Here is a 13,948-nt window from a genome sequence, read left to right on the forward strand (position 1 = left end):
CGGAGCCAGGCGGCGCGTGACGGGCCGCCGTACGGACCGGAGCCAGGCGGCGGGCGGCGGCGGTGGGCCGCCGCCGGTTCCCCGCCGGGCCGGGGGCGGGGAGCGCCCCGGTCCGCTTCACGGATCGCTTCCCGCCCTCCCGGACCGGGTTCTGCCCCGCGCGTCGGCGCGTCGCGTTCCACGAACGAGTGAGACCACCGCGCCGTGCACCGGGTCACGCGCTCGCGTCGGGCGGCGCGGGGCGGCCGGAACGTCCGTCCCGCGCGGCGCGCCCGGACCCGGCTCGCCCCGCCGTCCGCCGCCCCCGTTCGAGCAACCGCTCGGCCAGCGCCGCCGCCGCTCCGCGCAGGGCACCGGCGTGCACCAGTTCCGTGCGGTGCACCACCCGCGGTGCCGTGAGCGGGACGGCGACCGCGCCCGGTAGGCCGGTGGCCGCCGAGCGCGGCAGGACCGTCAGTCCGTGGCCGGCGGCCGCCAGCGCGGTGAGCGCGCGCAGCTCGGTGCCCTCGTAGCGCAGGGCCCGGCGGAAGCCGGTGCTGCCCGTCGCGGTGCGGAACCGGGCGAGCGGCAGGCCGGCGTCGGGCGCGTCGAGCCAGCGGGCGTCGGCCAGATCGTCGAGCCGGAGCCCGGCGCGTCCGGCGAGCGGATGGGTGCGAGGCAGGACGACGCACACGGTCTCCTCACCCACGCCCTCGGTCCTCAGGGGCGCCACGTCGGGCAGCCGCAGCGGATCGCTGGGCGCGGCGATCCCGTCGACGAGGCCCAGGTCGGCGCCGCCCGTGGCGACCGCGGCGGGGATGTCGTCGCGGGTGAGCACGCGCAGCGTGACGCCGGCGGCGGGCAGCGCGGCGAGGACGTGCGGCCCGAGCGCGGTCGGCGTCGCCACCAGCGTCACGCCGAACGGCGGCGCGGCCGCCAGCCGGACGACGTCGGCCCGCGCCGCCGCCAGCCGCAGCAGCAGCGGCCCGGCGTGTTCCAGGAGACGCTCGCCCGCCGCGGTGGGCGTGACCGGACGCCGGGTCAGCAGGGGTGCGCCGAGGTCCTGTTCGAGCGCGGCGATGTGCTGTGACACCGCGGACTGGGTGTAGCCCAGCTCGCGCGCCGCCTCCGAGAAGGAGGCGAGCCTGGCCACGGTGACGTACGTACGCAGCAGGTGCGGGTCCATGCCGCCCAGCATCCCGCACACCATCAGCGTCGCTTATCGAGCCTCCAGGAATCATCGTTGGACGTGAACGGGAGGGGCACCCAGCATGGTCCGCATGAACGTCCACGTCGCACACACCGCCCGTCTCGCCCTGGTCGGCGACCGCTCCCCCGCCGTCGTCTCGCACACCCGCATCCCGCTGCTGCTGGAGGCGCTCGCCGAGCGCGACCGGCTCGTCCTGGACGCCTACTGGATCCCCTCCGAGGAGGCCGGGGACACGGGCGCGCTGCACGGCTTCGACGCGGTGTGGGCCGTGCCGGGCAGCCCCTACCGCAGCGAGGCGGGCGTGCTGGCCGCGATCCGCGGCGCGCGCGAGGAGGGCATCCCCTTCCTCGGCACGTGCGGCGGTTTCCAGCACGCGCTGCTCGAGTACGCGCGCACCGTCTGCGGCCTGACCGAGGCAGCGCACGCCGAGAACGACCCGGACGCCGACGACGTCCTCATCGAGCCGCTCGCCTGCTCCCTGGTGGGCCACGAGGCGGCGGTCGTGGTCGAGCCGGACTCGCTGGCCCACTCGGTGATCGGCTCCGCACGGACCGTCGAGCGGTACTTCTGCTCGTACGGGCCCTCCCGCCACCTCGACCGTCTGCGCGCGCACGGGCTGCGGTTCAGCGGCCACGACGAGGAGGGCCAGGTCCGGATCGCCGAACTCCCCGGCCATCCCTTCTTCCTGGCCACCCTCTTCCAGCCGGAACTGAGCGGCGACGGCTCGCGCCCGCACCCGGTGGTGCGGGCGCTGGCGCGAGCCGCCGTGGCGCGGGCGGCCGCCCGCGAGGAGGCACGGACCGGCTGACCCGCCCCCGGAGCCCCGCCCGGAGCCCGGCCCGGAGCCCGGCGCGGGCCGTCGGGCGCGCGGCCGCCCTCAGGCCGCGGCCGTCGTGCCCGCGTTCCTGCCGGCGTCGGCGGCCGGCGCGCGGTCAGCGTGGCACCGGTGCCGCCCACCGGGGGGACGCCGGCGCGCGGTCCGGTACGAAGCCGTGGGCGCGGCGGGCCAGGTCGGCCGCGCCGTAGCGGTGGCAGCCGCGGTGCCAGTTCAGGATGCCGGACATGTAGTGCCGCAGGTCCGCGACATAGCCGTCCAGGACGGCGCGGGCCGCCTCGTCCAGCCCGAGGTCCTCGTACAGGGCGGGCAGGTCGTGGGCGGCCACGTGCTGGAACTGCCGCATCCGCGCGGTCATCAGGTCGTTGACGATGCGCACGGCCGTCGGGTAGTCGCAGCCGAAGAAGTTCTGCACGACGAGCAGGGCGTTGTGGAACTCGCCCTCGTACTGGATCTCCTTCTGGTACGAGAAGACGTCGTTGACCAGCATCGCGTGGTCGACGGCCGCGTTCTCCAGCGCGCGAACCGCTCCGCTGCGGTACACCTCCGGCGGGACCGCGGGCCCGTGGCCCGCGCGGCACAGGTTCTTGGTGAGGTCGGCGCCGAAGGTGGCGCGCCGCATCTCCAGGTAGTCGACGGGATCCGGGATGCGGTTCTGGAGCTGGTTGGACAGCTCCCACAGCCAGCCCTCGGTCATCCCGTCCACGGCGGCCCGCAGGGCGCGTCGCTGCCCGGGAGTCGTTCCGGCCGTGGTGCGTGCCCACAGGTCGATCAGTCCGCGCTCCATCGCGTTGACGGGGACCGGGGGTTCGGCGCCGTCGAGGGGCATGCACGACGACAGCCGCTCGGTGCACAGCCCGGCCGCCGCGAGGTCACGGCGGTGGCCGAAGACGAGCGGGTAGTAGTCGTCGCCGTACGTGCCCCAGGCCAGCCACCGTGAGCTGAGGTCCAGTTCCTCGGGTGTCGCGTCGGGGTCCAGGCCCGCGGCGCACAACGGCAGGTCGAACGCCGCCAGCTTGTCCTCGTCCCAGACGCCCTCCTGGAGCATGCCCGTCCGCCGTGCCCAGGGCAGGAGCCGGCTGCGGGCGCCGTCCAGGTGCGGGCTCAGTTCCACCTCGTAGGGCATGTGGAGGTCGGGGACGAGCGAGGGTCCCACCTGCTGGAAGGGGACATGGGTGTACGCGCGCAGCCTCTCGGCCCCGGCGCCGGCGAGCAGCCCGCGCACATCGGCGGCGGACGTGCCGATGCCGGTGGGGCCGGGGGGCCGCTCCGCGGTGCGGGCCCGTTCGTTCATGTAGCGGCTGGACCTCAGGTGCCACGCGTGGCCGCCGGACTGCCAGTCCTGGAGGCCCTTCGTGTACGCGGCGACGGCCGCCAGTTCGTCCGGGGTGAGGCCCTTCGCCACGGCCAGCGCGGGCACTTCGGTGAGCGCGGTGTGCTCGAACTGGTGCAGCCGCGAGGTGAGGATGTCGTTGACGGTGTCGGCGGCCTCCTGCGTGCCGCAGCCGAAGAAGGTCTCCAGGACGAGGACGCCGTTGCTGAGTTCGCCCTCCTGCTCCACCTCGCGCTGGTAGGAGAAGAGGTCGTTGCGCAGATGGACCGCGTCGGCGAACGTCTCCATGAGCACGCGCAGCGGCCGTGCATCGGCCACCCGGGCGGGCACCTCGGCGGTCGCGAACTCGACGAGCCCCGCGGACCACGGGGCGCCGCCCACCTTGCGGCGCATCTCGATGTACTCGACGGGGTTGGCGATCCGCCCCTCGTCGATGTTCGACAGCTCCCAGAGCGACTCGTCGAGCAGATGCGCGGTGGCGACCGCGAACCGCCGCCGCCAGTGCGGGGACATCGACGGCACGGTGCGCGCCCACAGGTCCGCGAGCCCGGCCTCGACGGGGTTCTCCGGCTCGGGGACGGGCGCCGACAGGTCCAGCGGCATGAACGCCGGCAGCCGGTCCAGGTGCGCCCGGCCGGCCGCGCGGTCCCGGGTGCGCTTGAAGGTCTCCAGGAAGTGGTCGTCGAAGAAGAACACCCACACGTACCAGTCGGTGATGAGCGAGAGGGCCGGGCCGTCGCAGTCGGGGTGGGTGTACGCGCAGAGCAGTCCGTAGTCGTGCGCGTCGAGGTCGGACCGCTCCCAGACGCCGGAGCCCTCCAGCATGCCCATGGTCTGCGCCCATTCCGCGGAGTGGGCGCGCGCCTCGTCGACATGCGGGTTCAGCCGTGCCGGGTACGGCATGTAGAAGCGGGGGAGTACGAACGGCTGCGTCATGGCCGGGCCCTACCCGGGGCCGGGGCGGGCCATCCGCGCACCGGGACATGCTCCCCCCATCGCGTGAACCGGGGGCGCGAGATCGCGTGAGCGGGGCGCACGCCGCCGGTTCAGCCGATGGCGCCCCCGCCGCGCACCGCCCGCCCCACCCGCGTCCGCAGCGCCACGAACTCCGGCAGGCTCCGGGTCGCGATCTGGTCCCGTGCGCCCGGGAGCGGGACCGGCAGGTCCAGGGCGATCCGCGCGGCCGGCCCCCGGGACAGGGCCACCACGCGGTCGCCCAGGTACACGCTCTCGTCGATGTCGTGCGTGACGAACAGGATCGTCGCGCCGTCCGTGCGGTGGACCTCGAGGAGGAAGTCCTCGAGGTCCTCGCGGGTCTGGGCGTCGAGAGAGCCGAACGGTTCGTCCATCAGCAGCAGGGCCGGGCGGCAGACCAGCGCGCGGGCGATGGCGACCCGCTGCTGCATTCCGCCGGAGAGCTGCCAGGGGTGCCGGCGGGCCGCGTCGCGGAGGCCGACCCGCTCCAGGATGCGGTCGGCCTCCGCGCGTCGCGCGGCCCGGCCGAGTCCCTGGCGGCGCAGCGGCAGCGCCACGTTCTCCCGCACCGACAGCCAGGGGAAGAGCGAGCGGCCGTAGTCCTGGAAGACGACCGCGAGCCGGTCCGGAACGCCGGTCACCGGGCTCCCGTCGAGGACGATCCGCCCGCCGTGCGCGGGCAGCAGTCCGGCGATGGTGCGCAGCAGTGTCGACTTTCCGCAGCCGGACGGGCCCACCACGCACAGGAGCTGGCCGTCGGGCACGGTGAGGCCGATGTCGCGCAGGACGACGTGGTCGCCGTAGCGCTGACCGAGCGCCTCCAGTTCGAGCATGGGGCCGGCTCACCCGGCCCAGGGGATGCCGGCGTCGTGCCCGGCGTACAGTGCGCCGTCCCCGCCCGTCACCCGGACGTGCAGCAGGAACGGGCCCTCGTCGTCTTCCGCCGCCAGCGCCCGGTCCAGGGCCCGGGCGAGGGTCCCGGCGTCGTCGACGTACGCCGACGGGCAGCCGAACGACGCGGCGAGCGCGGCGAAGTCGATGCCGCCGATGTCGGTGCCGGGGACCGGGGCGATGCCGATGCGGCGCCCCAGCGCCCGGACCGCGCCGTAGCCGCCGTTGTCGACGAGCACGTACGTCACCGGCGCCCGGTGCCGGGCCGCGGTCCACAGGGCCTGCACGGAGTAGAGCGCCGAGCCGTCGCCGACCACGCACACCAGTCGGCGCCGGTCGGCGAGCGCCCGGCCCACCGCGAGCGGCAGGCCCCAGCCGAGCGCGCCGCTGCCGGTGGTGAGGAAGCCGCCGTCGGCGTCGACGCGCACGCGCGCGTGGAGGGTGTCGCGGTGGCTGGGGGCCTCCTCGACCAGCACCCGGTCGCGGGGCAGCCGCTCCTGGAGGAGGTCGAAGAGCAGCTCGGGGGTCAGCGCACCCGGGGCGGCGGGCGGGCGCGGGGTCCGGGGCGGGGGCGGCGTGCGGCCGGAGCCGGCCACCAGGGAGGTCAGCCGGGTCAGGGCCGGCTTGAGGGTCGTCACGATGCTCGTACCGGTGGGCAGCCAGGCCGCCTGGGCGGGGTCGCAGTCCAGGTGGAACAGTTCGGTGCCCGGGCGCAGCGGCGGGCTCTCGGTGTGCACGTGGTAGGTGAACAGGGGCGCGCCCAGGGCGACCACCACGTCGTACGGTTCCAGGCGCGCCGCCAGCTGGTCGGCGACCGGCGGCAGGAACCCCTGGAAGAGGGGGTGCGACTCGGGGAACCCGGAGCGGCCCGAGAGCGGGCTGATCCACACGGCGGCACGGAGCCGCTCGGCCAGGGCGCGCGCCTCGTCCAGGGCGTGTTCGTCGTCGACTCCCGGGCCGACGACCAGGGCGGGGTGGGCGCAGGCGTCGAGGCGCGCGGCGAGGCCGCGCAGCGCCTGCGGGTCGGCCGTGTACGAGGCGTGCACGGCGCGCGGCGCCACGGGGTGCGCCGGCCGGTCCCAGTCGTCCTCGGGCACGGAGACGAAGACGGGCCCGCGCGGCGGCGCCATGGCGATCCGGTGCGCCTCCGCGAGCACGGCCGGCACGTCGGCCGCGCGTTCCGGCTGGCGGCTGAACTTCACGTAGGGGCGCGGGAACCGGGCCGGTTCGTCCGCGCCGAGGAAGGGACGCAGCTGGAGCAGGGCACGGGACTGCTGCCCGGCGACGACGACCAGCGGGACGCGGTCGCGGTGGGCGTTGAACACGGCGCCGAGGGCGTGGCCGACCCCGCCGGCCGAGTGCAGGCTGACCAGGGCGGCGCGGCGGGTTCCTATCGCATGTCCGGCGGCCATGGCGACGGCGACGGACTCCTGGAGTCCGAGCACATAGGTGAAGTCGCCGGGCCAGTCCCGGAACATGCGCAGCTCCGTCGAGCCCGGGTTGCCGAAGACGGTGGTCATACCGGTGTCCCGGAAGAACTCCAGGGCACATTCCAGAACGGTCCGCTCGGTCATGCGGCACCTTCCCTTCCCCGTCCGGCCAGCCGCTTCTCCACTGTGAGCAGGCCGGTGTTGAGCAGGTTCCCGAGGACGCCGAGCAGCACCAGCACCGCCCACACGGTGAGCAGGTCGGAGCGCGACTGGGCGTCGGTGAGCGCGAATCCGATGCCGTCGGCGGTACCGGGCAGCAGTTCCGAGAACACCATGAGGACGAGCGAGAGCGACAGGCTCAGGCGCAGCCCCGCGAAGATGCGCGGCAGCGCGGACGGCAGGTGGAGCAGCCACAGCCGCTCGGCGGCCGTCAGCCGCAGCACGGCGGCGACCTCCAGGCGCAGCGGGTCGGTGGCGCGCGCCCCCTCCGCCGTGTTGATCAGGACCGGCCAGACGGCGCTGAACACGATGGACGCCAGCTGCATCGGGGTGCCGAACGCGAAGACCACCACGAAGACGGGGACGAGCGCGGGCGGCGGCACGGCGCGCGCGAACTGCAGCACGGGGTTGCACAGCGCGTACGCCCGGCGCGAGCGTCCCAGCAGCACGCCGAGCGCAATGCCGGCGACGGCGGCGACGGCGAAGCCCGCGGTCATCCGCCCCAGGCTGGGGAGGATGGTGTCGAGGGCCTCCCGGGTCAGGAAGGCGTGCCCGGCCGGTCCGGAGAACCACAGGTCGTAGGCGTGGCGCGCGATCCGGCCGGGCGGCGGGAAGTAGACGCTGCCGTGGGCGCGCGCGGCGGACTCCCAGCCGGCGACGGCGGCCGCGAGCACGGCCCAGCGCAGCAGGGCGCCGCGCACCGCGACGGCACGCGCCCGCCGCGTACGCCCCCGCGTCACGTCGGCGCTCCCCGCCGTTCCGGCGTCCAGGGGAACAGCCGCCGCTCCGCCCGCTCCAGCACCTCGTTGATCACCAGCCCGAGACCTCCGGCCCACACGACCCCGGCCAGTACGTCCCGCGCCCCGTCCGTCGCCGACTCCGCCTGGGCGATGAAGATGCCGAGCCCTTCGCCGAAGCCGGACAGGATCTCCGTGGCGACGGCGAGGACGAGCGCGACGGCCGCCGAGATGCGGATCCCGGCCGCGATGAAGGGCGCGGTGGCGGGGAGTTCGACGCGGACCAGGACCGACAGCCGGCCGAAGCCGAAGGCGCGGAGCGTGTCCTTGGCGAGGGGGTCCGTCCCGCCGAGCCCGTACACCGTGTTGAAGAGCACCGGCCACACGGAGGCGTACGTGATGAGCGCGACCTCGGTCCGGGTGCCGGAGCCGAGCAGCAGGGAGACCAACGGGATCAGGGCCACGGACGGCAGCGGCCGCAGGAACTCCACGACGGCCCGCACCGCGGCGTCGGCCACGGGCACACTGCCGAGCAGCAGCCCGGCCGGGACGGCGAGCGCGCAGGCGAGGCCGAGTCCGAGTGCCCAGGCCCTCAGGGTCGCCGCGACACCGTTCAGGAAGACCGGGTCGCCCGCCAGTTCGACGGCTCGCGCGGTCACCCGGGACGCCGGTGGCAGATAGCTCTCGCGGACGATCCCGGCCCGGCTCACGGCTTCGCAGACGCCGAAGGCGAGCAGCACGCCGAGGGCGCCGAGCCCCAGTTCCCGCCGTCGCCTCATCCGAGCCACCCGACGTCGCCGCTCACTTCACCAACAGCGATCCGGGATCGACGTCCTTCGTCAGCAGTCCCTGCGCCCGCATCAGCGCGACGAGCCGTCGCAGCTGCGCCACGTCGGCCTTCTCCGGATAGGCCGGCAGACGGATGGTCCTCGCCTGGCCGGCGGTCACCTTGGTGAACGTGGGCAGTTCCCGGCGTACGGCGTCCGGGGTCCGCGTCGCGAGGGCCGCGGCGGCGGCCAGCGCGCGCTGGAACGCGGCCACCGCCCCGGGGTTCTTCGCGGCGAACCGGCCCGTGGTGACGTACCCGCTGATCGGGATCAGCCGCACCGGTGGGGACGCGCCGTCCACGAGCACCCGTGCGCCGAGATCCCTCTGCAGGGCGCTGTCGAAGGGCTCGGCCGCGTGCACGGCGTCCACCTGTCCCTTCTGCAGGGCGGGGCCCATCTGCGGGAAGGTGATCTGCCGGTACACGGGCCGCCCCGCGCCCCGGGCGTCGAGGATCGCGTCGAGCGTGAGCGACTGGATGTTGTTGAGGATGTTGACGGCGACCTTCTTGCCCTTGAGGTCGGAGACGCTCTTGATCGGCGAGTCCTTGGGCACCAGCACGTCCATCATGTGCGACGCGGCCCGGGCGCCCTCGGCGACGATGCGCAGGTCCAGCGTCCCCTTGTCGTACGCCTGGAGGAACGTCACGTAGTTCGCCCCGGCGATGAGGTCGACCTGCCCCTTGGCGAGCGCGGGCAGCGCCTGGATGCTCTGCTGCACGGGCTGGATGCGGACGTCCAGCCCTTCCTTGCGGAACAGCCCGCGATCCTGTGCGAGGTAGAGCGCGGCTTCGTCGGCGAGCGGGACGGCGGCCACGGTGATCCGCTGCCGCCCGCTCTTGGGGGAGGTGGAGTTCCCGTCGCCGCCGCAGGCGGTGACCGCCAGGGCGAGGGCGGCCAGCGCCGCCGCCAGTCTTCCCGTTCCGGAGCGCAGTCGAGGTAACGCCATGCATGCATACCTACCAGTCGTTTGACATGATCACCACATAGGGAACGTCAAGTGCCCGTGCCGTGACGGAATGCGCGGGGCGAACGCGCCGCCCGCCCCCTTGCCGACCTCTGCCCCCCGGGCCACGGTGGTCGCATGACCTCCTTCGTGCTGCCTCATGAAGTGCACGGCGACGGCGCCCACAAGGTGTTCGCGGTGCACGGCTGGTTCGCCGACCGGGCCGCGTACGCGGCGGTGCTGCCGGACCTCGACCGCGGCGCCCTCTCCTACGCGCTGGTGGATCTGCGCGGATACGGGGCGGCGAAGGACGCGCCCGGGGCGTTCACCACCGCCGAGGCCGCCGCCGACCTCGTCGAACTGGCCGACCGGCTGGGCTGGGAACGGTTCTCGGTGGTCGGGCACTCGATGGGCGGCGCCGTCGCCCAGCGGCTGCTGGCCCTCGCCCCGCGACGGCTGCGCCGGATCGTGGGGATCTCGCCCGTCCCCGCCTCCGGGATGCCGATGCCGGCCGAGCAGTGGGAGCTGTTCGCCGACGCCGCGCACCGGCCCGAGAACCGGCGCGCCATCATCGACCTCACCACGGGCGGCCGGCGGCCGGCCGCCTGGCTGGACCGGATGGTCGCGCGCTCGCTGGCGCACAGCGACGCCAAGGCGTTCCGGCAGTGGCTGGACTCCTGGGCCGGAGAGGACTTCCACACCGAGGTCACCGGGTCGGCGGTACCCGCGCTCGCCGTCGCGGGCGCTCTCGATCCGGCGCTGACCGCGGGGCTGCTGCGGGAGACCTGGCTGCGCTGGTACCCGCACGGCTCCCTCCTCGAACTGCCCTCGGCCGGCCACTACGCGATGGACGAGACGCCGCTCGACCTGGTCCGGGCCGTGGAGGACTTCCTGCGCGCGGACGACCCGGAGGCCTGCCCGGCGCCGGGCGCCGGGCAGGGCGCGGGCCGGCGGCCGCAGGGCACGGAAGGCTCCGGCGCGTGAGCGTCCGCGAGACCGCCGTGCCCGTCCCCGACGTCTTCGACCCCCGCCGGTACGCCGACGGCGTCCCGCACTCCGCGTACCGCACCCTGCGCGATCACCACCCGGTCGCCTGGCAGGAGGAGCCGCAGGTGCTCGGCTGGCCCGCCGGGCCCGGGTTCTGGGCGGTGACCCGGCACCCGGACGTCGTGCGCGTGCTCAAGGACTCGGCGACGTACTCCTCGCACCTCGGCGCCACCCAGATCCGCGACCCCGACCCGCAGGACCTGCCCTTCATCCGGCGCATGATGCTCAATCAGGACCCGCCGGACCACGGAAGGCTCAGGCGGCTCGTCAGCCGTGCCTTCACCCCGCGCCGCATCGACCGCTTCACGGCCGTCGCGCGCCACCGCGCCCGGACCCTGCTCGCCGGCGCCCTCGATCGGGCGCGCGCGGAGGACGGCACCTGCGACGTCGTCGCCGCCGTCACCGACGACTACGCCGTCCTCAACCTCGCCGACCTGCTCGGTGTACCCGACTCCGACCGTGGCCTGCTGCTGCACTGGACCCGGCGCGTGATCGGCTACCAGGACCCCGACGAGGCGGGCGCGCCGGTGACCGACACGGCGGGGCGGCCCGTCGATCCGCGCTCTCCGGCCGCGCTGCGGGACATGTTCGCGTACGCGCACCGCCTGGCCGGGTACAAGCGGGACCATCCGGCCGACGACATCATGACCACGCTGGCCACCGACCCCGAACTCGGCGCACCCGAACTGGAGATGTTCTTCTTCCTGCTGACCGTCGCGGGCAACGACACGGTGCGCGGTGCGGCACCGGGCGGCCTGCTGGCGCTGGCCGAGCACCCGGTGGCGTACGAGGAGCTGCGCGCCGGCCGCCACCGACTGCCCGACGCGGTGGACGAGTTGCTGCGCTGGCATCCGCCCGTGCTGAGTTTCCGCAGGACCGCCGCCGTCGACACCGAACTGGCCGGCGTGCGCATCCGGGCGGGCGACAAGGTGGTGGTCTTCCATGCCTCCGCCAACCGGGACGAGCGTGTGTTCTCGGCACCGGACCGGCTCGACCTGTCCCGGACGCCCAACCCGCACGTCTCCTTCGGGGACGGCCCGCACGTCTGCCTCGGGGCGCACTTCGCCCGGCTGCAGCTGCGGGTGCTCTACGAGGAGGCGCTGCGCGTCCTGCCCGCGGCGCCCGGCCTGGCCGCGCCGCCCAGGAGGCTCGTCTCGAACTTCATCAACGGCATCAAGTCCCTTACCCTGCGGATCGCCTGACGGCCGGGTTCCGCTCCCCGGCTCGGTGGCGCCCCGCGTCTGAACGCCCCGCGTCTGAACGCCCCGCTTCGGTGGCGCCCCGCGTCTGAACGCCCCGCTTCGCGGGCCCGTACTCCTCGGCACGCACCCGCCGGACCGACGCGCCCTGGAGACCCGGATGACCGCACCCCGCACCACCGCCGCGACCGTCGTCGCCGTGGCGGTCACGCTGCTGTCCGCAACCCCGGCCCTCGCCCACGGCGCGCCCACGGACCCGGTCAGCCGGGTGGTCGCGTGCTCGCCCGAGGGCGGTGACCGAGCCGGGAGCGCCGCGTGCCGGGCCGCGGTCGCCGCGAACGGCGCGCCGTTCACGGCCTGGGACAACCTCCGGGTCGCGGACGTGAACGGCCGGGACCGGCAGCTCATTCCGGACGGCCGGCTGTGCAGCGGAGGACTGCCCGCCTACCGGGGCCTCGACCTGGCACGCCCCGACTGGCCGTCGACACGGCTCGGGCCGGGCGCGTCGCTGACGATGGCGTACAGCTCCACGATCCCGCACGCGGGCACGTTCAAGCTGTTCCTGACGAAACAGGGGTACGACGCCGCCAAGCCGCTGACCTGGGCCGATCTCCCGGCCGAGCCGTTCGCCCAGGTCACGGACCCGCCGCTGGTCAAGGGCGCCTACCGGATCGGGGTGAAGCTTCCGGCGGACCGGTCGGGGCACCACGTCCTCTACACGATCTGGCAGAACTCGAGCACGACGGACACGTACTACTCGTGCTCGGACGTGGTGTTCCCGGCGTCGGGCGCGTCCGGTGCCCGTGGTGGCTCCGGGGCCCCGGGTGCGTCCGGAACCCCGGGCACCACGGACGCCTCCGCCTCCTCCGGCCGCTCCGGCACCACCGGGACCGGCGCCACGCCGGCCGGGCCCGCGGCGTCGCCGGACGCCCCGGCGAGCACCGTGCCCGGCACCCCGGCGGCGGCCACCACGCCCCGCTCCGGCGGCGGGCCGTCGATGCCGCTGCTGGCGGGCGGCGCCGCGGCGGTGGCGCTGCTCGCCGGGGGCACCGCGCTGGCGCTGCGCCGGCGCCGCGGATGAGGGAGGTCACCCGACGACGGCCGCACGGACAGGACGACCGCCCCCGGCTCCGCGGAGCGCCGGAAGCGGTCGTCCTCCTGGGTCGCCGGCCGTCAGTTGACGAAGACCGGGCTGCCCCCCTGGGTGGTGTCGGTCACCGGGGCGTACTTCGCCGTGAAGAAGCCGTTGGCGAAGCACAGGGACGAGCCCGAGGACTTGGTGAACTGCTGGTTGGTGAACTTGATGCTGTTGTCGGCGTTGCTCGCCTTGCCGACCAGGCTCGGGGCCTGGTAGACGCAGGTGATCGTGCCCAGCAGGGTGCGCAGCTTCACCGTGGTCTGGATGGTGGAGCCGGCCGCCGGGGTGACGGTGACCGTGCCGTCGGAGGTGACGGAGGTCGCGTAGGGCAGGTTGTCGACGTTGATGCTGGAGACACTCAGGACACCGGTGACGTTGCTGGTGCAGCTGCTGCTGCCGAAGCTCTGGCCGGTGAGCGACTCGGTCGCGGTGCCGGGCGCGGCCGGGTTGTCGGTGACGGTGGCGGTGAACGAGGACGAGGTGCAGGTGACGCCGCTGGTGCCGGTGCTGCTGGAGTAGAGCGTGGCCGCGGTGCCGCTGGCGAGCGACGCGTTGAGGACGTCGCCGACGGCGACGGCGGTGCCGCCCGCGCTGCCGGTGGTGAGCACGGTGCCGTCCGCGGAGGCGGGGGCGGCCGCGGCCACGGCGAGGGCGGCTGCGGCGCCGGCGACGGCGAGCAGGGATCGGGTCGAACGCATGGGGGGTGCCTCTTCTCCGAAGTGGGGGCTTGTGCGGGTGGGGTGCCGCTGCCGGCCCGTGACGCCTTCTCCGTACGTGACGGACCAACAGCGACGAACGGGTACCGAGGACGGACCGCGGACAGGGGAAGGCGGCCGTACCGGTGCCGCGGAGGGGTGGTACAGGATCACGAGCGGGTGTGATGGATCCGTACATCGCACGGTGCCTTGCAGAGGTGTCACCAACGCCCCTGAGGGACGGGGCCGGGAGAGCGACGTGCGCCGTGCGACGGATCCGGCGCCACGGATCCGTGGGAAAACAGTGGAAGTTGTAGACCTGATCAACCGTCAACGTCAAGAAGTTTCAACCAAGTTGGCGCTCAGACTTGCTCAACTGCGCAAGCAGACGTGCATTTGTGGGCCGGATCCGGGAGTGGCTCGTGCGCCGGCGTCACATAATCGACACCTCTTTGCCACAACTCCCTTGACCCCTTGCTGTAACCCCGGG

12 protein-coding genes are annotated in these 13,948 nt (G+C 74.5%); 4 read left to right on the forward strand and 8 right to left on the reverse strand.

Features of this window, described 5'->3' with window-relative positions; genetic code table 11:
* Window positions 1–214 precede the first annotated feature (214 nt).
* Complete coding sequence (locus tag ACFYMU_RS04360) at window positions 215–1,165, reverse strand: LysR family transcriptional regulator (RefSeq protein ID WP_388367553.1); 951 nt, start codon at window positions 1,163–1,165, stop codon at window positions 215–217.
* Between the two features lie 94 nt (window positions 1,166–1,259).
* Here ACFYMU_RS04360 and ACFYMU_RS04365 point away from each other — a divergent pair, with 94 nt between their 5' ends.
* Window positions 1,260–1,997: a hypothetical protein gene (locus ACFYMU_RS04365; RefSeq protein WP_388367555.1), complete on the forward strand. Its 738-nt coding sequence runs from the start codon at window positions 1,260–1,262 to the stop codon at window positions 1,995–1,997.
* Window positions 1,998–2,121: 124 nt separating this feature from the next.
* On the opposite strand, the gene cyc2 is transcribed toward ACFYMU_RS04365, so the two are convergent.
* The 6 genes from cyc2 to ACFYMU_RS04395 all read right to left on the reverse strand — a co-directional run bounded on the left by cyc2 (window position 2,122) and on the right by ACFYMU_RS04395 (window position 9,382).
* Entirely contained in the window at window positions 2,122–4,293 is a 2,172-nt protein-coding gene (gene cyc2 / locus ACFYMU_RS04370) for a germacradienol/geosmin synthase Cyc2 (protein ID WP_388367558.1), read from the reverse strand.
* A 110-nt stretch (window positions 4,294–4,403) separates the two neighbouring features.
* Window positions 4,404–5,165, reverse strand: coding sequence for an ABC transporter ATP-binding protein (locus ACFYMU_RS04375; RefSeq protein ID WP_388367561.1), 762 nt, complete (start codon window positions 5,163–5,165; stop codon window positions 4,404–4,406).
* A 9-nt stretch (window positions 5,166–5,174) separates the two neighbouring features.
* A complete protein-coding gene (gene mdlC, locus ACFYMU_RS04380; protein WP_388367564.1) occupies window positions 5,175–6,797 on the reverse strand; it encodes a benzoylformate decarboxylase in 1,623 nt (540 codons plus the stop codon).
* Window positions 6,794–7,612: an ABC transporter permease gene (locus ACFYMU_RS04385; RefSeq protein WP_388367567.1), complete on the reverse strand. Its 819-nt coding sequence runs from the start codon at window positions 7,610–7,612 to the stop codon at window positions 6,794–6,796. Before ACFYMU_RS04385 ends, mdlC begins: the two co-directional genes overlap by 4 nt.
* The gene (locus ACFYMU_RS04390) at window positions 7,609–8,388 is read right to left on the reverse strand and encodes an ABC transporter permease (RefSeq protein WP_388367570.1); all 780 of its coding nucleotides are present in this window, start codon (window positions 8,386–8,388) and stop codon (window positions 7,609–7,611) included. Before ACFYMU_RS04390 ends, ACFYMU_RS04385 begins: the two co-directional genes overlap by 4 nt.
* 22 nt (window positions 8,389–8,410) lie before the next feature.
* Window positions 8,411–9,382, reverse strand: a complete 972-nt coding sequence (locus tag ACFYMU_RS04395) for an ABC transporter substrate-binding protein (RefSeq protein WP_388367573.1) — start codon at window positions 9,380–9,382, stop codon at window positions 8,411–8,413.
* Window positions 9,383–9,517: 135 nt separating this feature from the next.
* On the opposite strand from ACFYMU_RS04395, the gene ACFYMU_RS04400 reads away from it, so the two are divergent.
* From ACFYMU_RS04400 to ACFYMU_RS04410, 3 genes are all read left to right on the forward strand, one after another.
* Entirely contained in the window at window positions 9,518–10,363 is an 846-nt protein-coding gene (locus ACFYMU_RS04400; protein WP_388367576.1) for an alpha/beta fold hydrolase, read from the forward strand.
* The gene (locus ACFYMU_RS04405; protein WP_388367579.1) at window positions 10,360–11,628 is read left to right on the forward strand and encodes a cytochrome P450; all 1,269 of its coding nucleotides are present in this window, start codon (window positions 10,360–10,362) and stop codon (window positions 11,626–11,628) included. The genes ACFYMU_RS04400 and ACFYMU_RS04405 overlap by 4 nt, the downstream gene beginning before the upstream one ends.
* Window positions 11,629–11,785: 157 nt before the next feature.
* Entirely contained in the window at window positions 11,786–12,706 is a 921-nt protein-coding gene (locus ACFYMU_RS04410) for a lytic polysaccharide monooxygenase (protein ID WP_388367582.1), read from the forward strand.
* 92 nt (window positions 12,707–12,798) lie between these two features.
* Here the strand turns inward: ACFYMU_RS04410 and ACFYMU_RS04415 are convergent, their stop codons facing one another.
* Window positions 12,799–13,461, reverse strand: coding sequence for a Tat pathway signal sequence domain protein (locus ACFYMU_RS04415; protein ID WP_388367585.1), 663 nt, complete (start codon window positions 13,459–13,461; stop codon window positions 12,799–12,801).
* Between the last annotated feature and the right edge of the window lie 487 nt (window positions 13,462–13,948).

This window comes from Streptomyces sp. NPDC007264, assembly GCF_042869095.1.
Classification (GTDB): Bacteria; Actinomycetota; Actinomycetes; order Streptomycetales; family Streptomycetaceae; genus Streptomyces.

What these genes read in the sequence shown, in the direction of transcription:
- ACFYMU_RS04360 (WP_388367553.1), bottom strand. Translation starts at nt 1,165, where the DNA reads ATGGACCCGCACCTGCTGCGTACGTACGTCACCGTGGCCAGGCTCGCC.
- ACFYMU_RS04365 (WP_388367555.1), top strand. Translation starts at nt 1,260, where the DNA reads ATGAACGTCCACGTCGCACACACCGCCCGTCTCGCCCTGGTCGGCGAC.
- cyc2 (WP_388367558.1), bottom strand. Translation starts at nt 4,293, where the DNA reads ATGACGCAGCCGTTCGTACTCCCCCGCTTCTACATGCCGTACCCGGCA.
- ACFYMU_RS04375 (WP_388367561.1), bottom strand. Translation starts at nt 5,165, where the DNA reads ATGCTCGAACTGGAGGCGCTCGGTCAGCGCTACGGCGACCACGTCGTC.
- mdlC (WP_388367564.1), bottom strand. Translation starts at nt 6,797, where the DNA reads ATGACCGAGCGGACCGTTCTGGAATGTGCCCTGGAGTTCTTCCGGGAC.
- ACFYMU_RS04390 (WP_388367570.1), bottom strand. Translation starts at nt 8,388, where the DNA reads ATGAGGCGACGGCGGGAACTGGGGCTCGGCGCCCTCGGCGTGCTGCTC.
- ACFYMU_RS04395 (WP_388367573.1), bottom strand. Translation starts at nt 9,382, where the DNA reads ATGGCGTTACCTCGACTGCGCTCCGGAACGGGAAGACTGGCGGCGGCG.
- ACFYMU_RS04400 (WP_388367576.1), top strand. Translation starts at nt 9,518, where the DNA reads ATGACCTCCTTCGTGCTGCCTCATGAAGTGCACGGCGACGGCGCCCAC.
- ACFYMU_RS04410 (WP_388367582.1), top strand. Translation starts at nt 11,786, where the DNA reads ATGACCGCACCCCGCACCACCGCCGCGACCGTCGTCGCCGTGGCGGTC.
- ACFYMU_RS04415 (WP_388367585.1), bottom strand. Translation starts at nt 13,461, where the DNA reads ATGCGTTCGACCCGATCCCTGCTCGCCGTCGCCGGCGCCGCAGCCGCC.